The sequence below is a fragment of the Intrasporangium sp. DVR genome, assembly GCF_040365325.1.
Classification (GTDB): Bacteria; Actinomycetota; Actinomycetes; order Actinomycetales; family Dermatophilaceae; genus Intrasporangium.
Genome location: NZ_BAABZW010000009.1, coordinates 225963 through 250942 on the forward strand (window position 1 = coordinate 225963; position 24980 = coordinate 250942).

Here is a 24980-nt window from a genome sequence, read left to right on the forward strand (position 1 = left end):
TGTCCTTTCAGTAGGCGAAGACGAGGGGCGCGTCCTCGTCCCGCTCACTCGGTTCCTCCGGCTGCTCGAACGGGTCGGCCCCGCGCCGGACGTAGTGGAGGAAGAGCTTGATCTCGACGACGGCCAGGGCGCCGTAGAGGAGGGTGAAGCCGACCATCGACGTGATGACCTCACCCGCCGAGACGCCCGGCGAGACACCGGTGGCGGTCGTCATCAGCCCGAAGACGAGCCAGGGCTGGCGGCCGACCTCCGTGAAGATCCAGCCGAACGAGTTGCCGAAGACGGGCAGCAGCGGAGCCGCGACAGCCGCCCAGAAGAGCCATCGGTGGGTCGGCGTCCGGCCCTTGCGGGTCAGCCACAGGACCGCGACCGCGATCGCCGCCGCCGCCATCCCGACCCCGATCATGAGACGGAAGGTCCAGTACGTGGTCGGGATGTTGGGGACGTAGTCCGTCGCCGGGTCCGCGACGAGCGGGTTGCCGCTCGCGCCGTAGGTCTGGGCGTACTCGTTCTTCAGGTCGATGATGCCCTTGACCGCGCCGTTGATGTCCCCGGTCGCGAGGAAGCTCAGCAGGCCCGGGATCTCGATGATCGGGTTGGCGTGCTGTCCGTCGAGGGTGCCGAGGGTCAGGACGGAGAACGGTGCGCCCTCGCCCTGCGGCACGGACTCGTAGAGGCCTTCGGCGGCAGCCATCTTCATCGGCTGGACCTCGGTCATGATCTTGCCCTGGATGTCACCGGTGACGGCGACGCCGAGGCCCGCGACGAGGGTGATGACGGCGCCGATGCGGGTGGCCTTGCGATAGAGGGACGCGTTGCCCGAGGCGAGCCGCTCGGCCGGGTCGACGCCCTCGGCGGGCAGGGCCTCGCGCCGCATGAGGTGGAGGGCGACCCCCATGACGACCGCACCGCCGACCATGTAGGCGGCCAGCGCGACGTGCGGGAAGGTGACCAGCTGCACCTTGTTGGTCAGCATGGCGAAGAAGTCGGTCAGCTCGGCCCGCCCCGTCTCGGGGTTGTAGCGGTAGCCGACCGGGTTCTGCATGAAGGAGTTCGCGGCGAGGATGAAGTACGCCGACAGGAGGGTGCCGATGTGGACGATCCACATCGTGGAGGCGTGCAGCTTCTCGGGGATCCGGCCCCAGCCGAAGATCCACAGGCCGAGGAAGGTCGACTCGAGGAAGAAGGCGAGCAGGGCCTCGACGGCGAGCGGTGCCCCGAAGATGTCGCCGACGAACCGCGAGTAGTCGGACCAGTTCATCCCGAACTGGAACTCCTGCACGATCCCGGTGACGAGCCCGAGGGCGAAGTTGATGGTGAAGAGCTTGCCGAAGAACTTCGCGAGGCGAAGCCACTCCGGCCGGTGGGTGCGGACCCACTGCGTGTGGAGGAAGGCGACGATGGCCGAGAGGCCGATGGTGATCGGCACGAACAGGAAGTGGTACACCGTGGTGATGGCGAACTGCCATCTGGCCAGGTCAGTGGCATCCATGAAGGGACTCCCGGAGGCGAACGGCAACTACGTGTCGTAGTAGATACTACGATAGGTAGTAATTGTGTGGGCCGCTGGGTTCTTCTGCGTGGAACGAGACCATCGCCTCGTCGAGGGTGCAGGTGCCGCCGGGCTCCTACGAGGGCAGAGTCCAGGCCCTCGCCCGGGCGTGCCGTGGGAACCGGAGCCAGCGGCGGGCCGGCATGGAGGCCCGCCCCGCCGCCTCCGCCGGGCTCGTCACTGCGGCCGTATGCCGCTGGGCCGGCTCGGGCGCCCCACGCAGGGGTCCCGGGGTGGCCGGCCACATGCCGGCGAGTCGAGCCACGTGCGGTGGGATCCTGCTCATGGGTGCCCCCTCGGTATCGCTTCCCTGAAGGGCAGACGCCGACCGGCCCGGCCCTGATACGCGTGGCGTCCCCAGTGGAGTGCGGACCTCGTGCTCGACTGGGAGGATGCTCGCGTGCCCCCTGACGTGAAGCTCACCGTCGACCTCGACTCCGCGGAGCCGCCCTTCGAGCAGGTTCGGGCGCAGCTGGCCGCACTCATCGCCACCGGCCGACTGCTCCCCGGTGACCGGCTGCCGACGGTCCGGGCCCTGGCCGCCGACCTCGGCCTCGCGGCCAACACGGTGGCCCGTGCCTTCAAGGAGCTCGAGGCGGCGGGCCTCGTGGAGACCCGACGTCGCGCCGGCACCCTCGTCGCCTCGGGGAGCCACACGGCGGAGGTGGCCATGGCAGCGCTCGCCGCGAAGTACGCCGCCGCCGCGCGCGGGGCCGGCCTCGACGAGGCGGCCGCCCTCGACCTCGTCCGGTCCGCCCTGCGCCGCCCCTGACCCCGCAACACACCCGCTTACCGACTGCATATGCCGCCTGCAGCAGGGGTTGGCAGTGGGTACGCGGGTGTGTTGCGGAGGTGGGGGATGGGAGCATGTGGGCCGTGATCTATCAGCGCGTCGTCCGACCGGCCCTCTTCCGCATCGGCGGAGGCGACGCCGAGGCCGCACACCACACGACCATGGGCGCCCTGAGCCGCCTCGGCCGCGTCTCGCCGGCACTCACGGCGCTGCGGCGGTGGAACGGCGCCGACGACCCGACGACGGTGTTCGGTGTGGACTTCCCGAGCAGGGTGGGCCTGGCGGCCGGGATGGACAAGGACGGCGTCGCCCTCAAGGCCTGGCCGGCCCTCGGGTTCGGCTTCGTCGAAGTGGGCACCGTGACGCGCCACGCGCAACCGGGCAACCCGCGTCCCCGGCTGTTCCGGCTCAGGGACAGTGGCGCCATCATCAACCGGATGGGCTTCAACAACGAGGGGGCTGACGCGCTCGCGACGCGGCTGGCCGCCCTCGGCCCGGTCGGCGTGCCCCTCGGCATCAGCATCGGCAAGTCCAAGGTCACCCCGGTCGAGCAGGCCGTCGGCGACTACGTCCACTCGATGCGCGCGCTGCGCCGCTTCGCGGACTATGTCGCGATCAACGTCAGCTCCCCCAACACCCCGGGCCTGCGCGGCCTCCAGGACCGGGCGATGCTCGACGAGCTGGTCGCGGCCCTGCAGGCGGAGTCGGACGAGACCCCGCTGCTCGTCAAGATCGCCCCGGACCTGACCGACGACGCCCTCGCCGAGGTGCTCCAGGTCTGCACGGACCATGGCGTCGCCGGCCTCATCGCGACCAACACCACGCTCTCTCGGGACGGGATCTCCGCGCGCGACGCCCACCTGGCGGCCGAGGCGGGCGGGCTGTCGGGCCGGCCGCTCACCGCGCGCGCCCGGGACGTGGTCGCCTTCATCCACCGCGAGGCACCCGACCTGCCCGTCATCGGTGTCGGGGGCATCTCGAGCCCCGACGACGCCACCCGCATGCTCGACGCGGGAGCCTCATTGCTCCAGCTCTACACCGGCTTCATCTTCGGCGGGCCTCCGCTGGTCCGGTCCATCAACCGCGAGATCGGGCGCGCCAGACCAGCCCGGCGACGAGGACGAGCACACCTGTCGCCGCCCAGTTGAGCGTGGTGATCTCCCCACCACCACGGGCAGCGGCGGTCGGGAGGAGCGAGACGGCACGGGGGCACCTGGCGAGCTCAGCGGCATACGGCTAGGGCTTGGGGCGTTCGTCGACGATGCGGCGGGCCTTGCCGATGGACCGCTCGATCGACCCTGGGGGGCGGACCTCGACCCGGCAGGACGTGCCGATGTTGGTCTTGATCTCGTGCTGGAGGTGGCGGGCGATCGCGTCGGCGTCCGCGTCGGCCAGCGACTCGACCGGCTCGACGAGCACGGTCAGCTCGACCATGCGACCGGGCTGCCGCAACACGCACTGGAAGTAGGGGGACAGCCGCGGCTCCGCGAGGACGAACTCCTCGATCTGCGTCGGGAAGACATTGACCCCCCGGACGATCATCATGTCGTCGGAGCGGCCGGTCACCTTCTCCATCCGCCGCATCGAGGGACACGCGGTGCCGGGGAGCAGGCGGGTCAGGTCGCGGGTGCGGTAGCGGACCACCGGCATGGCCTGCTTCGTCAGGGAGGTGAGGACGAGCTCACCGAACTCGCCGTCGGGCAGGACCTCCTCGGTCACCGGGTCGATGATCTCGGGATAGAAGTGGTCCTCCCAGAGGTGCAGTCCGTCCTTCGTCGTGCCCGCCTCCTGGGCGACCCCCGGGCCCATCACCTCGGACAGGCCGTAGATGTCCACCGCGTCCATCCCCGTGCGCTGCTCGATCTCGTGGCGCATCGCCTCCGTCCACGGCTCCGCGCCGAAGATCCCAACCCGCAGGCTCGTCGAGCGCGGGTCGATCCCCTCGGCCTCCATCTGGTCGAGCAGGGAGAGGAAGTAGCTCGGGGTCACGAGGATCACGGTCGCGCCGAAGTCCCGGATGAGCTGGACCTGGCGCTCGGTCATCCCACCGCTCACGGGCACGACGGTGCCGCCGAGCCGCTCCGCGCCGTAGTGCGCGCCGAGGCCACCCGTGAAGAGGCCGTAGCCGTAGGCGACGTGGATGATGTCGCCCGGGCCGCCGCCGGCGAAGCGGATCGAGCGGGCCATGAGGTCGGCCCACGTGTCGATGTCCTGCTTCGTGTAGCCGACCACCGTCGGCCGGCCGGTGGTGCCGGAGCTGGCGTGGATGCGGACGACGTCAGTGCGCGGCACTGCGAACATCCGGAACGGGTAGTTCTCGCGCAGGTCGGCCTTGGTGAGGAACGGCAGCCGGTGGATGTCGTCGAGCGACCGGATGTCCTCGGGCGTCACGCCCTTCGCGTCGAACGCCGCCCTGTAGTGCGGGACGTTGGCGTATGCCGCTGAGATCGTCGCGCGCAGCCGCTCCGTCTGCAGGTGGCGGAGCTCGTCGACCGAGAGGGTCGGGATCTCGTGGTCGGGGAGGGCGGGGGCCGGTGACTCCGTTGTCATGGGCCCAAACTAGACATCGAGTGGCCCCGTCGTACACCTGTGCATGACGGGGCCACTCGAATGCCGGGGGCGCTGGCTCAGGCCTGCTCGACCTGCTCCTGCTCGTCGAGGCGCTCCTGCTCCTCCTCCGAGCGCATCCGGCGCAGGAAGGCCCGGGTCCGCTCCTGCTGCGGGTTGGCGATGACGTCCGCCGGCCGGCCCTCCTCGCAGACGACCCCTGCGTCCATGAAGACGACGTGGTCGGCGACCTCCCGGGCGAAGCCCATCTCGTGGGTCACGACGATCATCGTCATGCCGGCCTCGGCGAGGTCACGCATGACGCGCAGCACCTCGCCGACGAGCTCGGGGTCGAGCGCGGACGTCGGCTCGTCGAAGAGCATCAGCTTGGGATCCATCGCCAGCGCCCGGGCGATCGCGACGCGCTGCTGCTGGCCGCCGGAGAGGGCGCCGGGGTAGGCCTTCGGCTTGTCGGCGAGGCCGACCTTCTCGAGTAGCTCGAGGGCGCGGGCCCGGGCCGCAGCCTTGCCCATCCCCTTGACCTGCATCGGCGCCTCCATGACGTTCTCGAGGGCCGTCTTGTGCGGGAAGAGGTTGAACCGCTGGAACACCATGCCGATGTCCCGACGCTGCGCTGCGACCTGCTTGTCCGTCAGGTGGTGCAGGTGGCCCTTCTCGTCCTCCCGGTAGCCCATCAGGTGCCCGTCGACCCAGATGCGCCCGCCGTCGATGGTCTCGAGCTGGTTGATGCAGCGCAGGAACGTCGTCTTGCCCGAGCCCGAGGGGCCGAGGAGGACGACGACCTCGCCGTGGTGCACCTCGAGGTCGATGCCCTTGAGCACCTCGTTACCGTGGAAGGCCTTCATGACGTTGGTGGCGCGCACGAGGGGTGGGCCATCGGCGCGACGCGACCGCGTCGTCGGGGTGGGGGCAGTCATCAGGCACCTCCCATGCCGGCGGGGCGGGCGACGCGCTTGCTCTGGGCCTTGCGGGCCTGTCGCCTGGTCTGGCCGAACCCGCGCCCGAAGTACCTCTCGAGGTAGTACTGGCCGACCATGAGCACCGAGCACACGATGAGGTACCAGCCGACCGCGGCGACGAGGGACGGCATGATCTGCAGCGTCCGCGTGCCGATGATCCGGGTCTGGTTGAACAGCTCGAGCTGCACGGGGATCGCCGTCAGCAGCGACGTGTCCTTGACCATGGCGATCGTCTCGTTGCCCGTCGGCGGGACGATGACGCGCATGGCCTGCGGCAGCACGATGCGGCGCATCGTCTGGCCGGAGCTCATGCCGAGGGCCTCGGCCGCCTCCGTCTGGCCCTTGTCCACGGAGAGGATGCCGGCACGCGCGATCTCGGCCATGTAGGCGGCCTCGGAGAGCCCGAGGCCCACGATTCCGAGGATGATCCCCGTGCTCACGCCGGTGCTGAACCGGTTGACGTCGATCGTGGCGAAGGTGAGGTCGCTGCCCCAGCCGAGGGCCTCCGCGAGCTGCTGGCCGAAGGGCAGCCCGAGGGCGAGCTCAGGGTAGATGTAGCCGATGCTGCCCATCATGACGAGCAGCACGTAGCGGGGGATCGCGCGGAAGAACCAGGTGAAGACGAAGGACACGCCGCGGAGCACCGGGTTGGCCGAGAGCCGCATGACCGCGATGACGACGCCGAGGACGACGCCGAGGACCATGGCGCCGGCGGTGCCGAGGAGGGTCCCCTTGATGAGGCCCTCGAGGACGGGGTTGAAGTTCATGATCCGCAGGGCCTGCGGGAAGTTCCACCGCTCGTTGGTCACGAAGGAGCTGATCACCATCGCCACGACGACGGCGATGACCGCGAGGGCCACCCAGCGCCACGGGTGGGGGACCGGCCGGGCGTGGATGACGCCCGGCCGGTCCTCAGTGCCCACGGACTCCCGAGGGGTCAGCTCAGGGGAGTGCGACATCAGGGGTTGACGGCGAAGTCCGTGATGCCACCGCTCTCGTTGCCCCACTGCTTGAGGACCGCGTCATAGGTGCCGTCGGCCTTGAGCGCCTTGAGCGCGTCGGCGATCGCCTGCGCGAACTCGGTCTGGTCCTTGGGGACGACGAAGCCGTAGGGGGCGGCGTCGTAGATGTCGCCGACGGCCTCGAGCTGCCCGTTGGTCTGCTTCACGGCGTAGAGGCCGATCGGTGAGTCGGCGAGCATCGCGTCGGTCTTGCCGGAGACGACGTCCGCGGTGACCTGGTCCTGCTTCTCCTGCACGACGAGGGTCATCTCGGGCTTGCCTGCATCCGTGCAGGCCTTCTGCTTGAGGGGCAGGTCGTCGGTCTCCTGCACCGTGCCCTTCTGGACGCCGATGGTCAGGCCGCAGGCGTTGTTGGGGTCGACCTTCTTCGGGTTGCCGGTCTTGGCCACCCACTGGGTGCCGGCGTTGAAGTAGCTCACCATGTTGACTTCCTTCTTGCGGTCGTCGTTGATGGTGAAGCTCGAGACGCCGACGTCGTATTTGCCGCCGGTCACGCCGAGGATGATCGTGTCGAAGCCGGCGTTCTGGTACTCGGCGGTGACACCGAGCTTGGCGGCAACTGCGTTGAAGAGGTCGACGTCCATGCCCTCGACCGTCTTGCCGTCGTTGCCGATGAACTCGTTGGGGGCGTAGCTCGCGTCGGTGCCGACGACGATCTTGCCGGCGGTCTTGATCTTGTCCGGGACCTTCTCGGCGAGAGCGGGGTCGGCCGAGCCGGTGCTCGCGGGTGTGCTCGCCTGCGGCGCGCTCTGGTTGGGCGAGCGGGGCTCGAGCGTGTCGGAGCCGCACGCCGAGAGGGTGAGGCCCGCGGCGACCATGCCGGTCACGGCGAGGAGGGGGAAACGACGCATGGGTGGTCCTTCCACGGTTCGGACGAGGGCGTCCGTGGTGCTGTCTGAGAACGCCGATACTGCCACCTTCCAGCGGCCGTGCACATCAGCGCAACCGAACCGTTGTCTTGGATGCGGGATGCGCGAAATCCTCCCGTCCAACGGACCGATGCAAGGAAACGACCGGCCGTCGGCTACCGTGGACCCCAGTGGCCCGCCCAGTTCTGCCTCGGGCCACTTCTTCTTGGCGGGACCCATTGCTCTCGCCCCAGTCGATTCGCTCTTGCGCCGCGACCGGCCACTCGCTTCCGAGCGGCCTCGCGCCGGGCAGAACGACCACTCACTGACCTCTTGGAGTACCCACCTGTGTCCACTGACACGACTGCCTTGACCTTCGACGCGCTCGGCGTGCCGACCGCCCTCGCCACCCTGCTCGCCGACCTCGGCATCACGACCCCGACGCCGATCCAGGCGGCGACCCTGCCCGACTCGCTGGCCGGGCGCGACGTGCTCGGCCGGGGCCGGACCGGGTCCGGCAAGACCTATGCGTTCCTGCTGCCGCTCGTGGCCCGCCTGTCCGCCGCACCGGCTCGGAGCCGCCCCGGGCGCCCCCGCGCGCTCATCCTCGCCCCGACCCGTGAGCTGGCGACGCAGATCGACACCGCCCTGGCGCCGCTGGCCAGGACGGCCGGACTGACGAGCCAGACGATCTTCGGCGGCGTCGGCCAGAACCCCCAGGTTCAGGGGCTGCGCCGTGGTGTCGACGTCATCGTCGCCTGCCCCGGCCGACTCGAGGACCTCATGGGTCAGGGCCACGTGGCCCTCGACGCCATCGAGATGACGATCATCGACGAGGCGGACCACATGGCCGACCTCGGCTTCCTCCCCGGCGTCCGGCGGATCATGGACCAGACGCCGGCCAAGGGCCAGCGGCTCCTCTTCTCCGCCACGCTCGACGGGGCGATCAACGTCCTCGTCAAGCGATTCCTCACCAATCCGCGGACGCACGAGGCGGACTCGGCCCAGTCGCCGGTCTCGACGATGGCCCACCACGTGCTCCACGTGGCCTCCGACACGCACCTGCCCGTGATCCTCGACCTCGCGGCCGCCCCGGGGCGCAAGGTCGTCTTCACGCGGACGAAGCACCGGGCCAAGAAGCTGGCCAAGCAGCTCAACTCGTCGGGAGTTCCGGCCGTCGAGCTGCACGGCAACCTCAGCCAGGGTGCGCGCACGCGCAACATGGACGACTTCCACAGTGGTCGCGCACAGACGCTGGTGGCGACGGACATCGCGGCTCGTGGCATCCACGTCGACGACGTCGCGCTCGTCATCCACGCCGACCCGCCGGTCGAGCACAAGGCCTACCTCCACCGGTCGGGCCGCACCGCCCGCGCCGGCGCCTCCGGCACCGTGGTGACGATGATGCTCGACGACCAGGTGCGCGACGTCCGTGACCTCACGCGCAAGGCGGGCATCAAGCCCACGACGACCCGGGTCGCGCCCGGACACCCCCTTCTCGTGGAGCTCGCTCCCGGTGAGCGGTCGTATGCCGCTGGGCTCGTCCGCGAGGAAGCCCCCGCCGGCGGTGGCCGGGGTCGCAAGCAGCAGGCTCCGGGTTCCGGTGCTCGCGTCGGTGGCGGCCGGGGTCGGGGGCGCGCCCAGGGCGGCGAGGCTCAGGGCAGCGGTCGTCGTTCCGCTGGCTCGGGCCCGAAGGCAGCGGCCGACGGGACCCGGCGAGGCGGCAACGGCGGGCGGTCCGCGCAGGGTGGTCAGGGTGGTCAGGGTGGTCAGGGTGGTCAGGGCAGCAGGCGCGGTGGCGCCCGCGGCGGCACCGCGACGGTCTACTCGACGAGCTCGACTGGTGGCGCAGCTGCCTTCTCGGCCGGCACCCGTGCGGGTGGCCGCCGCCGCCAGGCCAGCTGAAACCCTTCGCTGAGTCGATGTGATCGATCGAGCCTGTTCTCGATCGATCACATCGAACGGGGGAGGACTCGTTCTCGGAGGGACTGCTCGCGCTGCAGTCGCTCCAGGTCCCGGCGGTAGCGCTCGGCCATGACCGCCGCGAGGACCGCCTCGGGGTGGTGGCCCGGCGGCGGTGCCGGCGCGACGCGGGGCAGCACCCGGGCCAGCAGCTGGCGGCCGAGCTCCTGCCTGGCCGTCGGCACGAGCAGCGGCGCTCGCGGGAGGAACTGGCGAACCGCGACGGCCAGGTCCGGCTCCAGCGCCGCGATGTCGGCGCGACGAGCCCAGCCCTCCAGCTCGGGAGGGGCCACCGGTGGCGGCGGCAGCTGGATGCGGCTCCGTTCCGCGATGACGTAGGTGCCGGCGGCGAGGTCGCCCAGCCGCTTCGTCCGGGCCGTCACCATGGCCGAGATGACAGCGGCGATGCCCGTCAGCAGGTAGATCTCGACCCACCCGACGAGCGCGCGGGCCAGGGCGTGGCGGAACGAGATCGGCCCACCGTCGTCCCGGACGACGCGGAGACCGGTGATGAGCTTGCCCAGGGTCCGGCCCCGGCTGAGCGTCTCCGAGACGGTGGGCACCCCGACGAGCACCGCGACGAGGGCGACGATCATCCCCGTGCGGGACACCGCCTCGGACGCCTGCCCGGTCAGCGCACGGGTCAGGAAGAACACGCCGATGAGCAGCCCGACGTGGGCGATGACGTCGATCAGGCCGGACAGGGCCCGGGTGCCGAGGTTCGCGACGGGCAGCTCGAGGGCCACCCCCTCACCGGTCACCGCCTCCTCCGGGGCGTAGCTGCGCGACCCCTGCCCCGCGGGCGACCCAGCCGTCATGGGAGGCAGCGTACGCACCCGGCGAGCCCAGCGGCATACGGCCTATATCGTGACGGCGTGAACCTCGACGCCCTCGTCGCCGCCCACTCCGCGCAGTGGGGCCGGCTCGACGAGCTGAGCCGGCGGCGGCGCCTCGACGGCGACGAGGCGGACGAGCTGCTCGACCTCTACCAGCAGGTGTCGACCCACCTCTCCCTGATCCGCACCGGCGAGGCCGACCCGGCTCTCATCCGCCACCTGTCGACCGTCCTCAGCCGCGCCCGGGTCACCCTGGCCGGGCAGAGCACGTCGACGTGGGCCGACCTCGGTCGGTTCTTCCTGCGGACGTTCCCGGCCGCGCTCTACCGACTGCGGCGCTGGTGGGTCGCCACCCTGGCCCTCAACGTCGTGGCCGCGTTTCTCGTCGCCTGGTGGACGATCGAGCACCCGCAGGTCTACACGTCGATGCTGTCGCGCGCGGAGATCGACGCCTACGTGGGCACCGACTTCGAGAACTACTACCGGGAGTTCCCACACCACGAGTTCGCGACGCTCGTCTGGGTCAACAACGCGTGGGTGGCGGCGCAGTGCATCGTCTTCGGTGTGCTCGGCCTGCCGGTGGTGTGGCTGTTGTGGCAGAACACCGTCAACGTCGGGATCGTCGGTGCGCTCATGGCGAGCCACGACCGGGTGTCGCTCTTCTTCGGGATGATCCTTCCCCACGGGCTACTCGAGCTGACCGCGGTCTTCGTCGCGGGAGGTGCCGGACTGTGGCTCTTCTGGTCGTGGATCGACCCGGGCCCGCGACCGCGTGCCGTCGCGTTCGCGGAGGCGGGCCGCACCGTCATCGGGATCGCACTCGGGCTCGCTGCGGTGTTGCTCGTCAGCGGGCTCATCGAGGGTTTCGTGACGCCCTCCGGGCTGCCCACTGCGGCGCGGGTCCTCGTCGGGGTGCTGGCCGAGACGGCGTTCCTCGTCTACGTCTTCGTCGTCGGGCGACGGGCCTTCCGCGCCGGAGCCACCGGCGACGTGTCGCGCGCCTCGGTGGGCGACGCTGCCCCCGTGGTCGGCTGACGCCCCCCGATCGTCTAGAGCAGGCCTTCGCTCTTGAGCCAGAGGTAGTGGTCCGCGAGTCGGGCCGGCAGCTCGTCGGCCTCGGCATCGATGACGTCCACCCCCATCCGCTCCAGGGCAGCGGCGACGCTGTGCCTCCGGGCGATCGTCCGCTCCGCCGCGGCGGCTGCATAGACGGCTGTGGTCGTGCTGCGCTCGGCCAGCAGGTCTCCGACGGCCGGGTCCGCGACGCTGGCGAGGACGACGCGGTGCCGGGCGACGAGGGCGGGGACGACGGGGAGCAGCCCCTCCTCGATGGCGGCCGGCTCGAGGGGGGTGAGGAGCACGACGAGCGACCGCTGGTGGTGGCGGCTCACCACAGCAGCCGCGAGGGCCGACCAGTCCGCCTCGACGATGGCGGGCTCGATGGGGGCCAGCGCCGAGACGACCTCGGCCAGCGGGTTGGCCCGGTCGGCAGACCCGATCACCCGCACCCGGACCCGCTGGTCGCCGGCGATGACGTCGACCCGGTCGTGCGCGTGACCCGCGAGGGCGGTGAGGAGCAGGGTCGCATCCATCGCCGCGTCGAGGCGGGGGACGTCCCCCACCCGTCCGGCGCTGGTCCGCGAGGTGTCGACGACGATGACGATGCGCCGGTGCTGCTCCGGCTGCCACGTGCGCACGACGACCGACCCGCGTCGGGCGGTGGCCCGCCAGTCGATCGACCTCACGTCGTCGCCCTCGACGTAGTCGCGGAGCGAGTCGAACTCGGTGCCCTGGCCGCGCCGGCGCACCGCCGATCGACCGTCGATCTGCCGAAGCCGGGAGAGCTTGGCCGGCAGGTGGCGTCGCGAGTGGAACGGATGCAGCACCCGGACCGTGCCCGGCACGGCGACGGACGTCTGTCGGGCGGCGAGGCCCAGCGGGCCGCGGAGGCGCACGGTGACGAGGTCGGCGTGCCGGTCGCCGCGCCGGGTGGGGAGCAGCCGGGTCGTGAGCCGGACCCGGTCGCCGGAGCGCAGGCGCAGGGGGTGCCGGTCCTCCTCCGCGCCCGCGGAGGGCTGCCAGGCGTCCCGAACCTGGCCGCGGACTCCGCGGCGGCCCGGATTGGTCACGAGCAGGTCGCTCCTGGCAGCCTCCCCGAGCCGGACCAGCGGGCTGACCGACCGCTCGAGGACGAGGGTCCGCGGGGAGGGAGCCAGGGCGAGGTCCACCGCGACGAGGACGACGACGCCGAGCGCCCAGAGCAGCACCGTGCCCGTGCTCGGACGCCACGCGATCGCGGCGACTCCCAGCAGCACGGCCGCGGCGGCGCGCCCCGTCAGGACCACGGCGCACACCCGGAAGGGGTGACGCCGAGCGCCCGCTCCGGCAGCGCTGTCACCGGGGCACCGCCACCGACCCCAGCGCGCTGTCGAGGACGGCGGCGACGCTCACTCCCTCGAGCTCGGCCTCCGGTCGCAGGGTGAGGCGGTGCGCGAGGGTCGCATGGGCCATCGCCTTGACGTCGTCTGGGGTGACGAACGCCCGGCGGTTGAGCCACGCCCAGGCGCGGCTCGTCGCGAGCAGGGCGGTGGCCCCGCGCGGGCTGACCCCGAGCGCCAGGGACGGCGAGGTCCGGGTGGCCCGCGCGATGTCCACGATGTAGCCGGAGATCTCAGGGGAGACGACGACGCGCTGGACCGCGGCGGCCCCGGCCGCGAGGTCCGCGGGCCCGGCGACGGCGGTCAGGCCCGCCGCGGCGAGGTCGCGCGGGTCGAAGCCGGCAGCGTGGCGTCGCAGCACCTCGATCTCGTCGTTGCGAGCCGGCAGCGGCAGGCTCACCTTGAGCAGGAACCGGTCGAGCTGGGCCTCCGGGAGCGGATACGTGCCTTCGTACTCCACGGGGTTCTGGGTCGCGGCGACGAGGAAGGGGCGGGGGAGCGGTCGAGGCGTCCCCTCGACCGTCACCTGGCGCTCCTCCATCGCCTCGAGGAGGGCCGACTGCGTCTTCGGGGGCGTGCGGTTGATCTCGTCGGCGAGCAGCAGGTTGGTGAAGACCGGTCCCTCGCGGAAGGTGAAGTCGGTCGTCCGCGGGTCGAGGACGAGCGATCCGGTCACGTCGCCCGGCATGAGGTCAGGGGTGAACTGGACCCGCTTGGTCGTGACGTCGAGCGCGGCCGCGAGGGCCCGGACGAGCAGGGTCTTGGCGACGCCGGGGACGCCCTCGAGGAGGATGTGCCCCCTGGTCAGCAGCGCGACGATGGCGCCGGTGACGGCCGCGTCCTGTCCGACGACCGCCTTGCCCACCTCGGCGCGCACCGCGAGCAGCGCCTCGAGCGCGTCGCCGGCTGAGTTGCTCGCGAAGTTGCTCGTGTGGTCGCTCGTGGGGTCGTTCGTGGGGTCGCTCGTGGAGGTGGCCCTGAAGGGTGGGCCCGCTGGTGCCGCGGGCGGTCCGGACGGCTCGATGGGGGTGGTGTTGTCGGTCATGCGCGTCGCACGTTCTCCTCGAGTTGGGCCAGCTGCTCGGCGAGCAGCACCAGGTCTCTGTCGTTGCCGGGGGCGGGACCGTGCAGCAGGGCCCGCACCTCTGCCGGGTCTCGGTCGGCGGCCCGCGCCACCGCCTCGACGACGGCGTCGTCAGAGGCGGGTGTGGGCAGGCCGAGCCGCGCGGCCACGCGGCTGCGAGTCCCGGCCCGGAGGATGCTCGCCGCCCGAGGACGGTCGCCGGCGCGGCGGTAGAGGCGGCCCCTCGCCTCGGTGGTCTCGACGGCCCGGACCACGACGGGGAGGGGCTCGGTGACGATCCGGCCGAGCCGGCGACCGCGCGCCAGCGCGAAGGCGACGAAGGTCAGGACGAGGAGCAGGACGGTGGGCTCGAACCACTCCGGGACCCCGCGGTCGGAGGGTCGGAACTGCCCGCTGGCGTCCGGCACGTCGAGGTCCGAGATGTCCGGCACGTACCAGACGAGCCGCTCCGTGCCGCCGAGCGCCCGCAGCGCGATGGCCGCGTGCGAGGCGTCGCTGACGCGGGCGTTCGTCATCGCCTCGGCCGAGCCGAGGACCACCGTCTCCGGCATTGAGGCCGTCGCGGGGAGGACGACGAGGGCTGCAGCGTCGTCCTCTGCGCGGAAACAGCCGGTCGCTGCGTCCGGCATCGCCGGTCCGTCACCGCCGAGGGAGCCGGCGGACCGGTAGAAGCTGGTGACGGCTTCGAGCCGGTCGTCGGGATCGACGATGCCGGACGTGCATTGGCCGCGGAGATCGGCTAGGCCACGGCCACTGGTGACGAGGCGGACCCCCAGGTCGCCGAGCGCCAGGTCGCTCGGCTCGACGAGGACGAGGCGGCGGGCGGTGGCCGCGTGCCGTGCGGCCCGCTCGGCAGCGGCCGCACCGAGGAAGTCGAACGACCCGACGAGCACCGTGGTCCCGGGGCCCGTGCTCGCGGCCTCGAAGGCACGGATCGTCCGGACGACCTGCACCTCGACGCCCTGCTCCCGCAGGACCTGGGCGAGGGCTCGTGAGCCGTGGCGCGAGGAGCCGGCCGGATCTGCGAGCGTCCCGGAGCCACCGGGCTCGCTGGAGACGAGGGCGAGCAGCGCGACCCCGACGATGGCGGCGACGGCGAGGAGCGCGGCCAGGCCCCAGCGGCGACGTGGTGCCCGACGGGAGGCCGGGGCGCTCGCTTTGACGGAGGCCGGCAGCTGGGTGGTCACGACCCGACCCCCGTCCGCTTGAGGAAGGGACGGGAGGCGGTGAGGCGCTCGTCGAGGTCGGCGACGAACCGGGCGGTGGCCCGGTCGACGTGGGCGTCGCCGTAGCGGACGGCGTCGAAGTGGTCGGCGGCCCGACTGACGGCAGCGGCCTCGTCAGGCAGCAGCGCCGCGAGCGCCAGGCTGACCTCGTGGGCGGTGCGGCCGGGGCTGTCGTCGATCAGGCCGCGCTCCGTTGCGGCGGCGGTGATGGCCCGGAACCAGTCGGCGGCGGCCGTGTCGAGATCGCCCGCAGCCCACGCCGCGCGTGCCCGGGTGCGGTAGGCCTCGGCGTCGAGATGCGGCTCATCGAGCACGCTGCCGCCGCGCCCGCCGCGAGCTCCCGGGTCCCGTCCCACCTTGGCGACGAGGAGGACGCCGAGCACCGTCGCGACGAGGGCGAGGGCAACGGGCAGCACCCACCCGGGCAGCCCGCCGCTGCCGCGCATCAGGATCGCGGAGACGAGCTCGGCGACCCAGTCGACGAAGCGCTGGAGCAGGCTGCGGTCGTCGGCGTACTCCGGTCTGGACAGCTCGCGCTGCAGCCACTCACGCGCCTCGTCGGCGGACGGGTCGACGGGAACGGACAGCGCCCAGGAGTGCACCATCAGGTGCTCGGTGAGGGGTGGACCTGCTGCATCAGCTGCACGTCGAGGCCCTCCCGGCGGATGCGCTGGTCGACGTAGAGGAGCGAGTCGACGCCGGAGACGAAGGGGGTGATGAGGATGCCCTGGACGAGGACCGAGACGGCCTGGGTCACCGGGAGCACCCAGGCCAGGGAGCTCCCGTCCGCGTCGCCCGGAGCGAGCAGCTGGAACAGCGCGATGGGCGTCGCGATGATCGAACCGGCGATCCACGCCACGATCGTCGTGAGCAACCTGATCCCGAAGATCCGCCAGGCCGGCCCTCCCCGGGCCAGCTGCCAGGAGCGGCGGATCGCCCGCCAGGGCCCGGCCGTCTCGAGCACGACGATGGACACGGCGAAGCTGATCTTGACCCAGAGGTAGACAGCGGCGGCCACCGCCAGGAGCAGGACCAGGAGCGTCACCGCGAACGTCGCCTGGCCACCGCCGGAGGACCACAGCCCGGCGACGACGATGGCGACGGCCACGACGAGGCCCACGAGCATCAGGAGGATGAGCAGGGTCGTGCCGATGGCGGCGAGGATCCGCCCCCGGGTCTGCTGCCAGGTCTGGGCCAACGTGACCTTCCGGCCCTGGATGGCGTGACCGATGACGAGAGCCATGAAGAGGGGGAGCAGGAGGGCGACGACCCACATCGCGAGCGTCGGGATGGAGGAGGCGAGCGTGGCGGTCAGGTAGGCGTCGGAGGCAGCCGACGGGTCACCGATGGGGTCGGCGGCGAAGATCTCCGCAAGGCTGAGGTCCTGCCCGGCGACCCAGAGGGCCAGGGCGGTGGCCGGGACGAGCGCCAAGGTCGTCGTCAGGAGGGCCAGCCCCAGGGTCGCGGCCGGGTTGCCTCGGATGGTCGCGAAGACGCCGCTCCAGATCTCGCCCATCGAGAGCGGGCGCAGCGGGATGACTCCGGGCCGGTACTCCATTCGTGGCGGCGGGCCCATGGGCGCGTGGGCGCCGGGCGGTGGAGCCGGTGCAGGCGAGTGGTGCGGAGGGGAGTAGGCCGGGGGAGGAGGCGGTGTCGACCCTCCGTCGGGCGGCACCGGCCGGTCGTCGCCGCCCGAGGGCACGGGGCCGGGGGCAGCCCAGCCCGGTTGGTCGCTCATGGTCTCCTGTCTTCCCTCTGGTGCCCGAAATCTACCGGGCGACCCGGCCGCCCGTCGGTCACGGACGCGTGAGGGACCGGCTCCTTCCACGGAACTCGGCGATGATCTGCCCGTCCGACTCGCGCCTGACGGTGACGTCGGTGATCCCGCTGCGGCCGAACGCCGATCGCACCGTGCCCTCGGCCACGAGGACGTCGCCGAGGCGGCTGGGTGCGGTGAACGTGATGTCCGCGCCGGACGCGACCGTCATGGAACCACGGGAGTTGCACGCCAGGGCGAAGGTGGAGTCGGCGAGCGTGAAGACGAAGCCGCCGTGGCAGATGTCGTGCCCGTTGACCATGTCCTCGCGGATCGGCATCCGCACCACGGCGTGGTCCTGCTCGATGACCAGCGCCTCCATGCCGAGCCGGCGGGACGCCTCGTCGTCAGCCCACATCTGGCGCGCGAACGCGACGCCGGCGTCCTCGTCGGTCCCCACCGGTTCGCTCATCGGAGCGTCCCGTCCAGCAGGGCCGGGCTCGGGCGGTAGCGTCCGCCCGGGAAGGCCCGGTCCAGCTCCTCGATCTGGCGTGAGACGACGGCGAACCCGATCTCACGTCCCCACTCGATCGGTCCCCGGGGGTAGCGAGTGCCGAGCACCATCGCGACGTCCACGTCCTCAGCAGTCGCCTCGCCGCGGCCGACGAGGTCGACGGCCTCGTTGACCAGCATCGCGACCGTCCGGGCCAGCGGGTCGGTCTCGATCGGACCGCCCACGAGGCGCTCAGCCAGCCCGAGGTCGGGGTCACCTCCGACGAGAGCGCCGTCAGCGGCATACGTGTAGACGCCCTGACCCGACTTGCGACCGAGCCTGCCCGCCTCGACGAGGCCCCGCTGGAACTCGGTCGGCGCGTACCGCTCGTCCCGCCCGGTCTGCTCCCACACGGAGGTCCCGACGGCGAGGTTCACGTCCTGGCCGATGAAGTCGGTCAGCTCGAGCGGCCCCATCGGGAAGCCGCCCTTCTCGCGGAGGATCCAGTCGATCGTCGCCGGGTCCGCGACGCCGGCCGCCACCATCCGCTGGGCCTCACCGTAGAACGGCCGTGCGACGCGGTTGACGATGAAACCTGGTGTCGACGAGCAGCGGACCGGCGTCTTCCCCCAGGCGCGCATCAGGTCGACCGCCTCGTCGAGCACCGAAGCGCCGGACTTCTCGCCGTGGACGACCTCGACGAGGGCCATCACCTGCGGGGGGTTGAAGAAGTGGAGTCCGACGACACGCTCGGGGTGGATGACGGCCTCGGCGATCGCCGAGACGTCGATGCTCGACGTGTTCGTCGCGAGGATCGTCCACGTCGGCTGGGAGGCGCCGAGGTCACCGAAGATCTTCCGCTTGAGCGCCAGGTCCTCGGGCACCGCCTCGACGACGAGCGCGCACTCGGGGAGCTCGTCGACCGCGCCCACCGGTGTCAGACGCCCCCGGATCGCGGCGGCGTCGTCGGTGGTGAGCCGGCCCTTGGCGACGAGGCGGTCCAGGCCGCCCCCGAGCCGCTCGATCGCCGCCTCCGCGGCGCCGGGGACCGCGTCCACGAGGCTCACCCGGTGGCCCGCGGCCGCCGCGACCTGGGCGATCCCAGCCCCCATGGCACCGGCACCGATGACTGCGACGTCGTTGAAGTCCATGGGACCATCCTGCCCGGTCCGCCACCGGACGGAACACGGCCTAACCTTGAAGGCGTGACTGCACAGGCAACGAAGCCCACCCACCCGCTGCTCGACCAGCACGCCGGAGTCCTCGACGAGATCCGTCAGGCGCTCGCCTCCCGCTCCTGGTACTCCCGCTACCCCGAGTCCCCCTCGCCCCGCGTGTACGGCGAGACCGCCGCCGCGGACGGGCTGGCCGCGTACGAAGCCCACCTCAACCGGCCGTATGCCGCTGAGCTCGCTTCCGGGGTCACCGGCACCTTCGTCGGCAGCGAGGTCTCCCCCTACGGGCCCACGCTCGGGGTGGCCTACCCGTCCCTGGACCTCGACGCAGCGTTCGCGGCCGCCGCGACCGCGATCCCGGCGTGGCGTGATGCGGGCCCGCAGGTCCGCGCGGCCGTGTGCGTCGAGATCGTCGACGCGATCAACAGGCGGTCGTTCGAGATGGCCAACGCCGTCATGCACACGTCCGGCCAGCCGTTCGTCATGTCCTTCCAGGCGGGCGGGCCGCACGCCCAGGAGCGGGCCCTGGAGGCCGTCGCCGCCGGCCTCGTCGAGCAGGAGCGCGTCCCCGAGTCCGTCGTCTGGGAGAAGCCGGGCAAGGACCGCGAGGGCAAGCCGGCGCCGATCCGGATGCAGAAGGACTACCGGATCGTGCCTCGCGGGGTCTCCCTCGTCATCGGGTGCAACACCTTCCCGACGTGGAACGCCTACCCCGGGATCTTCGCCTCGCTCGTCACGGGCAACCCCGTCGTCATCAAGCCGCACCCGCGTGCAGTGCTCCCCCTCGCCATCACCGTGGACGCCGCCCGGCGGGTGCTCGCCGAGGCCGGCTTCGACCCGGCGCTCGTCCAGCTCGCCGCCGAGGTCGACGGGCAGGGCCTCGCCAGGACGCTGGCCGAGCGGGACGAGGTCGCGATCGTCGACTACACGGGCGGGCCCGCCTTCGGGGCCTGGCTCGAGGAGCGCGGTGCTGCCCTCGGCAAGCTCGTCTACACCGAGAAGGCCGGCCTCAACACCGTCGTCGTCGACTCGACGGACGACCTCAAGGGGATGCTCGGCAACCTCGCCTTCTCCCTCAGCCTCTACTCGGGGCAGATGTGCACCGCCCCGCAGAACATCTACGTGCCGACCGACGGCGTCGACACCGACGAGGGCCACCTGTCGTTCGACGAGTTCGGCGAGCGCCTCGCCGCCGCCGTGACCCGGCTGACCGGCGACGACGCGAAGGCGGTCGAGCTGCTCGGAGCCACCGTCAACGACCAGGTCCGGGCCAACGCCGAGTCCCTCGAGTCGATGGCCGCAGAGGCCGAGGGCCGCGTCCTGCTCGACTCGCGCCGGATCACCCACCCGGCCTACGCCGAGGCGGTGGTCCGGGCTCCCGGCCTCGTCGCCATGGACGTGCAGCGGGAGGACGTCTACACGCAGGAGTGCTTCGGGCCCGTCGGGTTCCTCATCCAGACGGCCTCGACGGACCAGTCCCTCGCCCAGCTCGCCGACACGGTGCGCGAGCACGGCGGCATGACCGCCTCGGTGTACTCCACGGACGAGGAGGTCCTCGAGCGCGCCCGGCAGGCCGCCGTCGACGGCGGGGTCGCGCTGTCCGAGAACCTCACGGGACAGGTCTTCGTCAACCAGACCGCGGCCTTCTCGGACTTCCACGGCACCGGCGCCAACCCCGCGGCCAACGCCGCCTACACCGACGCCGCGTTCGTCGCCAACCGCTTCCGCGTCATCACGTCCCGCCGCCACGTGTGACCCCAGGCCCGCGTCGAGTGTGCAAAAAGTGTCGCCCTGCAGCGACATCTTCTGCACACTCGACGGAGCGGGACCACCCACCCAGTCGAACGGCCCGAAACGGACGCTCGAGGAAGCGGGACCACCCACCCAGTCGAATGTGCAGGAAGTGCCGGCAGTGACGCTCACCGAAACACCCGTCGACCGGGCCTCCTTGCAGCGCAAGGTCATCCGGACCCTCGTCGCGACCCAGATCCTGGGTGGCGTCGGTATGGCGAGCGGGATCGCGGTCGGCGCGCTGCTCGCCGAGGAGCTCAGCGGGACCGAGTCGCTCGCCGGGGTCGGCACCACCTCCCAGGTCCTCGGCAGCGCCCTCATCACGATCCCCGTCGCCCGGGCGATCGCTGCGCGCGGGCGCCGGGTCGGGCAGTCCCTCGGTCTCGGGGTGGCCTTCGCCGGGGCCGCGCTCGTCATCACCGCCGCCGTGGCCGAGTCGTTCCCCCTCTTCCTCGTGGGCATGTTCCTCTTCGGCGGTGGCACGACGGCGAACAACCAGGCGCGCTACGCCGCGGCCGACCTCGCCGCGCCCGCCCATCGAGGCAGGGACCTGTCGATCGTCGTCTGGGCCACGACGATCGGCTCGGTCGCCGGGCCCAACCTCGTCGGGCCCGGCGTGTCGGTGGCCCGGCTCATCGGCATCCCCGACCTCGCGGGCTCGTTCGTGTTCTCCCTCGTCGGCTTCCTGCTCGCCTGGGCCGTCGTCAACCGGCTGCTGCGCCCCGACCCGCTCGTGACGGCCAAGGCGCTCGAGGCCACCGCCCACGAGGAGCGAGCCCAGCGGCATACGGCCGAGCTGGCGGAGGGCACGACGACGGGGCCGGCGCCCACCGCGCCCAACCACGACGGGTCGATGGGGCGCGGGCTCTCGGTCATCCGCGGCAACGGCCGCGCCCTACGGGCCGTCCTCGTCATGGGGCTCGGCCACCTCGTCATGGTCAGCGTCATGGTGATGACGCCGATCCACATGAAGCACGGTCACGCCGAGCTCAAGGTCATCGGCTTCGTCATCTCGATCCACATCCTCGGCATGTACGTCCTGTCGCCCGTGGTCGGCACGGCCGTCGACCGGTGGGGCGGCCAGCCGGTCGCGATGCTCGGCGGGGTCATCCTCACCCTGTCGGCCGTGCTCGCCGCACTGTCGGACGCCGGGTGGTCGGCGCTCCTGCTCGTCGCGCTGTTCCTGCTCGGCGTCGGCTGGTCCTGCACGCTCGTGTCGGGCTCGACGCTGCTTACCGGAGCGGTCGAGACCGACGAGCGGCCGGCCACGCAGGGTCTCGCGGACGTCTTCATGGGCTTGGCCGGCGCCGGCGGAGGTGCCGTCGCCGGAGTCGTCGTCGGGGGTCTCGGCTACTCGTGGCTGGCTGCAGGGTCAGCGGTCGTCGGTGTCGTCATTGTCGCCGTCGCGGCGGCCAACCGGGACTCTGCTCGGTCGATGTGATCGATCGGGACCAGCGTCGATCGATCACATCGAACGCTGGTTCAGGCGGTGACGCGGAGGGTCGAGGTGCGGTCCTCGTTGACGAGGATCTCGATGCGGTCCGCCACCCGGGACTTGAGCTCGGTGACGTGGCTGACGATCCCCACCGTGCGGCCCCCGGCCCGCAGGCCCTCGAGGGTGTGCATGACGTCGTCGAGCACGTCGGGGTCCAGGGTGCCGAAGCCCTCGTCGACGAAGAGCGTGCCGAGGTCGACGCCGCCTGACTCGGCCCGGACCACCTCGGCCAGGGCGAGCGCCAGCGACAGGGAGACGTAGAAGGTCTCGCCACCCGACAGGGTGCCGACGTCGCGGACCTGGTTGGTGTGCATGTCCTGGACGCGGACGCCGAGCCCGGACTTGGCGTTGCCCTTCTTGGCGTCGGTGTGCTCGAGCGAGTAGCGCCCACCGGAGAACCGCGCGAGCTCGGCATTGGCCGCGGCGAGGACCTCGGCGAACCGGCGGATGAGGACGTACTTGGCGAGGTCGAGGTTGAGCTGGTTGTCGCCGTTGCCCGCGACGAGCTGGCCGAGCCGGACCGCGTCGGCCGTCTCGGCGATGCAGGCGGCGTTGCGCTCGAGCGCGGACCGGATCGCGCTGACCCGTTCCTTCGTCCGTCTCACCTGGCTGCGCAGGCTGCCCCGCTCGTTGGTGGCCGCCTCCATCTCCTTCTTCGCGGCCTTCTCGACCGCCACCATCTGCTCGATGTCGTCGAAGAGGGTGTCCAGCTGCACGTCGGCGAGCTCCGGCCCCGAGAGCCCGGCCTTGACGCGCGTGCAGGCGGTCTCGAACTCGGCGATCTCCCTCTCCCGAGCGGCGATCCACTCGACCGTCTGGTCGGCGGCCAGCCATTCGGCGACGTCGGCGAAGCCCGCCGCGGCGAGGTCGGCGTCGCGGGCGGCCTCGTCCTCGACCACGCTCGCGCGGGCGGCCTCGCGTTGGCCGAGGGCGTCGACGAGGACGTCGATGCGGGTGGCCGCGTCGACGAGGGCGGCGCGCCGGGTCGACACCGTCGGGTGCCCGTCGCGGGCGGCCTCGACGACGGCTGCGTCGACCGTGACCTGCTCCTCGAGCGCGATCGTCGCGTGCTCGAGCCGGGCGGCCTCGGCCGTCAGCTCGGTGGCCCGCTGGGCGAGCTCGGCGCTGCGGGCGCGGAGCTCACCGAGGGCGGCCTCGGACCGGGCGACCGCGTCCCCGGCCCGCAGCGACTCGGCGAGGTCGTCCGCAGCCTGCTGGGCCGCGGCGGTGGCCGCATCGACGTCGAGACCGGCCGAGGCGACGGCGAGACTGGCGATCTCGGCGCGCAGACCGGCCAGCCGGTCCGTGGCCTCCGCGACGGCGGAGCGCAGCGCCTCGACGCGCTCCTCCTGCTGCGCGATCTGCTCGGGAGTGACGGCGTCGGGCGTGGGCCGCGCCGGCGAGGGGTGGTCGACCGAGCCGCAGACGGGGCAGGGCCGCCCGTCCTCGAGCGACAGCCCGAGCTCGCCGGCGATGTCGTCGATCCGCGCCTGGCGCAGCCGGCCCAGGCGCGCCTCACCGTCACGCAGGGCGGTCAGGGCACGGGTGGCCGCGTCCTCGGTCCGAGGCAGCCTGGCGCCGGCGGCCGCGTGGTCCGTCGCCGCCTCCACCTGCTTCCTGGCCCGGGCCGCCGCGGCGGTCCGGCCGTCGAGGAGCGAGTGGAGGTGCCGGGCCGTCGTGAGCGATGCCTCGTGGGCGGTGATCGACCGGGGGAGCGCGTCGAGCTCGGCCCTGACCCGGTCGAGCGCCGAGTGGGCCCGGCCCGTGCGGGCGCGCGTCTCGTCGAGCTGGGTGCGCCGCATCGCGAGAGCGCCCTCGAGCTCTGCCGCCGTCGTGAGCGAGCCGACCACCTCGCGGGTCGTCGATGCCGCGACGCGCAGCTCGGCCGTCGTCAGGTCACGCTGCTCGGGCAGCACCCGCGCGCGGGCCGTGGCGACCGCTGCTTCGGCCCGCTTGAGCGCTGCCTCGCTCTGGGCGAGCGTGCGCACGGCTCCGGCGACGGGGCGCGCCCGCCTCGCCCGGGCCACGGCCACCCGAAGCCGGTCGAACTCGACCGCCCGGGCACCGAGCGTCTCGTCCTCCCGTTGGAGCTCCAGGAGCCGCTGCCGCCGCTGCCGCCGCAGCTTGGCGTCGCTGACCATGTCGGCCATCTGCTGATGAGCCTCCATGGCCTCGCGGCTCGCCTTGGCGGCGTGCCGCTCGCGGGTGGCCAGCTCGTCGACGACCTGCGCGAGCTCGCCCTCGAGGTCACCCGGCGTGGCCTGGGCCAGGGCCACGAGCTCGTCCCGGCGCTCGGCCTCGATCCCGGCCGAGACGGCGAAGGCATGGATGCAGTCGCGGATCTCTGCCACGGCACCGGCCCGTCGAGCCTGGGCCACCCGTCCGGCCTCGACGATCTCCTCCTGGACGCGCCGGAAGAAGGCGGTCCCGAAGACCTTCTCGAGCAGCTTGCCCTTGTCCTCGGACTTGGCCCGCAGGAACGTCGCGAACTCGCCCTGCGGCAGGATCACCGTCTGGACGAACTGCTCTCTGGTCAGGCCGACAGCGCGGGTGATCTCGTCGTCGCAGTCGCCGATGGTGGTGGAGAGCAGCTCGCCGCCCTCGAGGTCGTCCGGGCTCGCGACCCGCCAGAGCTTCACCGACGGCTGCTGCACGGTGAGGCCGGCGCCACGCGACTTGGGCCGCTCGAACCGCGGCGTCCGCCGCACCCGGTAGAGCCCCGACTGGGTCTCGAAGACGAGCGTGACGACGGGGATCTCGCGGGGGTCCGCGTGGTGGGAGTGGATCCGCTCGACGTCGGCCGATGCCTGCGCCACCTTGCCGTAGAGCGCGAAGGTGATCGCGTCGATGATCGTCGACTTGCCGGACCCCGTCGGCCCCTCGAGCAGGAAGAGCCCCGCGCGCCCGACGGCGCCGAAGTCGATGACCTCCGTGCCCGCGAACGGACCGATGGCGGTCATCTCGAGGCGGTGCAGCTGCACG

Annotated in this window: 21 protein-coding genes; 6 read left to right on the forward strand and 15 right to left on the reverse strand. The window is 72.1% G+C overall.

From position 1 onward, the window contains the following. Positions 1–7: 7 nt before the first annotated feature. Both ABWV20_RS09455 and ABWV20_RS09460 read right to left on the reverse strand, forming a co-directional pair. Entirely contained in the window at positions 8–1492 is a 1485-nt protein-coding gene (locus tag ABWV20_RS09455) for a cytochrome ubiquinol oxidase subunit I (RefSeq protein WP_353354811.1), read from the reverse strand. 136 nt (positions 1493–1628) lie between these two features. After that, entirely contained in the window at positions 1629–1838 is a 210-nt protein-coding gene (locus tag ABWV20_RS09460) for a hypothetical protein (RefSeq protein ID WP_353354813.1), read from the reverse strand. A 114-nt stretch (positions 1839–1952) separates the two neighbouring features. On the opposite strand from ABWV20_RS09460, the gene ABWV20_RS09465 reads away from it, so the two are divergent. Continuing rightward, positions 1953–2324, forward strand: coding sequence for a GntR family transcriptional regulator (locus ABWV20_RS09465; RefSeq protein ID WP_353354815.1), 372 nt, complete (start codon positions 1953–1955; stop codon positions 2322–2324). Positions 2325–2428: 104 nt separating this feature from the next. Continuing rightward, on the forward strand, positions 2429–3493 hold the full coding sequence (locus tag ABWV20_RS09470; RefSeq protein ID WP_353354816.1) for a quinone-dependent dihydroorotate dehydrogenase: 1065 nt from the start codon (positions 2429–2431) through the stop codon (positions 3491–3493). 88 nt (positions 3494–3581) lie between these two features. Here ABWV20_RS09470 and paaK read toward each other — a convergent pair whose 3' ends face one another. The 4 genes from paaK to ABWV20_RS09490 form a co-directional block, all read right to left on the reverse strand. Continuing rightward, a complete protein-coding gene (gene paaK, locus ABWV20_RS09475; protein ID WP_353354817.1) occupies positions 3582–4895 on the reverse strand; it encodes a phenylacetate--CoA ligase PaaK in 1314 nt (437 codons plus the stop codon). A 77-nt stretch (positions 4896–4972) separates the two neighbouring features. Continuing rightward, the gene (locus ABWV20_RS09480) at positions 4973–5830 is read right to left on the reverse strand and encodes an amino acid ABC transporter ATP-binding protein (RefSeq protein ID WP_502901773.1); all 858 of its coding nucleotides are present in this window, start codon (positions 5828–5830) and stop codon (positions 4973–4975) included. After that, positions 5830–6831: an amino acid ABC transporter permease gene (locus ABWV20_RS09485; protein WP_502901774.1), complete on the reverse strand. Its 1002-nt coding sequence runs from the start codon at positions 6829–6831 to the stop codon at positions 5830–5832. The genes ABWV20_RS09480 and ABWV20_RS09485 overlap by 1 nt, the downstream gene beginning before the upstream one ends. Further along, positions 6831–7745, reverse strand: a complete 915-nt coding sequence (locus ABWV20_RS09490) for an ABC transporter substrate-binding protein (RefSeq protein WP_353354821.1) — start codon at positions 7743–7745, stop codon at positions 6831–6833. Before ABWV20_RS09490 ends, ABWV20_RS09485 begins: the two co-directional genes overlap by 1 nt. Before the next feature lie 330 nt (positions 7746–8075). Here ABWV20_RS09490 and ABWV20_RS09495 point away from each other — a divergent pair, with 330 nt between their 5' ends. After that, the gene (locus tag ABWV20_RS09495; RefSeq protein ID WP_502901775.1) at positions 8076–9647 is read left to right on the forward strand and encodes a DEAD/DEAH box helicase; all 1572 of its coding nucleotides are present in this window, start codon (positions 8076–8078) and stop codon (positions 9645–9647) included. A gap of 47 nt (positions 9648–9694) precedes the next feature. Here the strand turns inward: ABWV20_RS09495 and ABWV20_RS09500 are convergent, their stop codons facing one another. Beyond that, complete coding sequence (locus tag ABWV20_RS09500; protein WP_353354823.1) at positions 9695–10522, reverse strand: RDD family protein; 828 nt, start codon at positions 10520–10522, stop codon at positions 9695–9697. 57 nt (positions 10523–10579) lie between these two features. Here ABWV20_RS09500 and ABWV20_RS09505 point away from each other — a divergent pair, with 57 nt between their 5' ends. Beyond that, entirely contained in the window at positions 10580–11575 is a 996-nt protein-coding gene (locus ABWV20_RS09505) for a stage II sporulation protein M (RefSeq protein WP_353354824.1), read from the forward strand. Positions 11576–11589: 14 nt separating this feature from the next. Here ABWV20_RS09505 and ABWV20_RS09510 read toward each other — a convergent pair whose 3' ends face one another. Genes ABWV20_RS09510 through ABWV20_RS09540 form a run of 7 tightly spaced genes read right to left on the reverse strand, consistent with a single transcriptional unit; the run spans position 11590 to position 18688 of the window. After that, entirely contained in the window at positions 11590–12885 is a 1296-nt protein-coding gene (locus ABWV20_RS09510) for a DUF58 domain-containing protein (protein WP_353354826.1), read from the reverse strand. A gap of 49 nt (positions 12886–12934) precedes the next feature. Next, positions 12935–14023, reverse strand: a complete 1089-nt coding sequence (locus tag ABWV20_RS09515; RefSeq protein WP_353354827.1) for an AAA family ATPase — start codon at positions 14021–14023, stop codon at positions 12935–12937. Continuing rightward, positions 14020–15249 (reverse strand): DUF4350 domain-containing protein, encoded by a 1230-nt coding sequence (locus ABWV20_RS09520; protein WP_353354828.1) that lies wholly within the window; start codon positions 15247–15249, stop codon positions 14020–14022. Before ABWV20_RS09520 ends, ABWV20_RS09515 begins: the two co-directional genes overlap by 4 nt. After that, a complete protein-coding gene (locus tag ABWV20_RS09525; RefSeq protein WP_353354829.1) occupies positions 15246–15893 on the reverse strand; it encodes a DUF4129 domain-containing protein in 648 nt (215 codons plus the stop codon). Before ABWV20_RS09525 ends, ABWV20_RS09520 begins: the two co-directional genes overlap by 4 nt. Continuing rightward, positions 15893–17026, reverse strand: a complete 1134-nt coding sequence (locus ABWV20_RS09530; protein ID WP_353354831.1) for a DUF7847 domain-containing protein — start codon at positions 17024–17026, stop codon at positions 15893–15895. Before ABWV20_RS09530 ends, ABWV20_RS09525 begins: the two co-directional genes overlap by 1 nt. Positions 17027–17084: 58 nt before the next feature. After that, the gene (paaI, locus tag ABWV20_RS09535) at positions 17085–17516 is read right to left on the reverse strand and encodes a hydroxyphenylacetyl-CoA thioesterase PaaI (protein ID WP_353354832.1); all 432 of its coding nucleotides are present in this window, start codon (positions 17514–17516) and stop codon (positions 17085–17087) included. Then, a complete protein-coding gene (locus ABWV20_RS09540; protein ID WP_353354834.1) occupies positions 17513–18688 on the reverse strand; it encodes a 3-hydroxyacyl-CoA dehydrogenase NAD-binding domain-containing protein in 1176 nt (391 codons plus the stop codon). The genes paaI and ABWV20_RS09540 overlap by 4 nt, the downstream gene beginning before the upstream one ends. A gap of 54 nt (positions 18689–18742) precedes the next feature. Here ABWV20_RS09540 and paaN point away from each other — a divergent pair, with 54 nt between their 5' ends. Both paaN and ABWV20_RS09550 read left to right on the forward strand, forming a co-directional pair. Beyond that, positions 18743–20467 (forward strand): phenylacetic acid degradation protein PaaN, encoded by a 1725-nt coding sequence (gene paaN / locus ABWV20_RS09545; RefSeq protein WP_353354835.1) that lies wholly within the window; start codon positions 18743–18745, stop codon positions 20465–20467. Between the two features lie 157 nt (positions 20468–20624). Next, complete coding sequence (locus ABWV20_RS09550; RefSeq protein ID WP_353354836.1) at positions 20625–21944, forward strand: MFS transporter; 1320 nt, start codon at positions 20625–20627, stop codon at positions 21942–21944. Positions 21945–21985: 41 nt separating this feature from the next. Here ABWV20_RS09550 and ABWV20_RS09555 read toward each other — a convergent pair whose 3' ends face one another. Further along, on the reverse strand, positions 21986–24979 hold the full coding sequence (locus tag ABWV20_RS09555; RefSeq protein WP_353354837.1) for an AAA family ATPase: 2994 nt from the start codon (positions 24977–24979) through the stop codon (positions 21986–21988). Between the last annotated feature and the right edge of the window lies 1 nt (position 24980).

Excerpts from the sequence above, each read along its gene's own strand:
- ABWV20_RS09455 (WP_353354811.1), bottom strand. The coding sequence starts at position 1,492 with ATGGATGCCACTGACCTGGCCAGATGGCAGTTCGCCATCACCACGGTG.
- ABWV20_RS09460 (WP_353354813.1), bottom strand. The coding sequence starts at position 1,838 with ATGAGCAGGATCCCACCGCACGTGGCTCGACTCGCCGGCATGTGGCCG.
- paaK (WP_353354817.1), bottom strand. The coding sequence starts at position 4,895 with ATGACAACGGAGTCACCGGCCCCCGCCCTCCCCGACCACGAGATCCCG.
- ABWV20_RS09480 (WP_502901773.1), bottom strand. The coding sequence starts at position 5,830 with ATGACTGCCCCCACCCCGACGACGCGGTCGCGTCGCGCCGATGGCCCA.
- ABWV20_RS09485 (WP_502901774.1), bottom strand. The coding sequence starts at position 6,831 with ATGTCGCACTCCCCTGAGCTGACCCCTCGGGAGTCCGTGGGCACTGAG.
- ABWV20_RS09490 (WP_353354821.1), bottom strand. The coding sequence starts at position 7,745 with ATGCGTCGTTTCCCCCTCCTCGCCGTGACCGGCATGGTCGCCGCGGGC.
- ABWV20_RS09500 (WP_353354823.1), bottom strand. The coding sequence starts at position 10,522 with ATGACGGCTGGGTCGCCCGCGGGGCAGGGGTCGCGCAGCTACGCCCCG.
- ABWV20_RS09515 (WP_353354827.1), bottom strand. The coding sequence starts at position 14,023 with ATGACCGACAACACCACCCCCATCGAGCCGTCCGGACCGCCCGCGGCA.
- ABWV20_RS09525 (WP_353354829.1), bottom strand. The coding sequence starts at position 15,893 with ATGGTGCACTCCTGGGCGCTGTCCGTTCCCGTCGACCCGTCCGCCGAC.
- ABWV20_RS09530 (WP_353354831.1), bottom strand. The coding sequence starts at position 17,026 with ATGAGCGACCAACCGGGCTGGGCTGCCCCCGGCCCCGTGCCCTCGGGC.
- paaI (WP_353354832.1), bottom strand. The coding sequence starts at position 17,516 with ATGAGCGAACCGGTGGGGACCGACGAGGACGCCGGCGTCGCGTTCGCG.
- ABWV20_RS09540 (WP_353354834.1), bottom strand. The coding sequence starts at position 18,688 with ATGGACTTCAACGACGTCGCAGTCATCGGTGCCGGTGCCATGGGGGCT.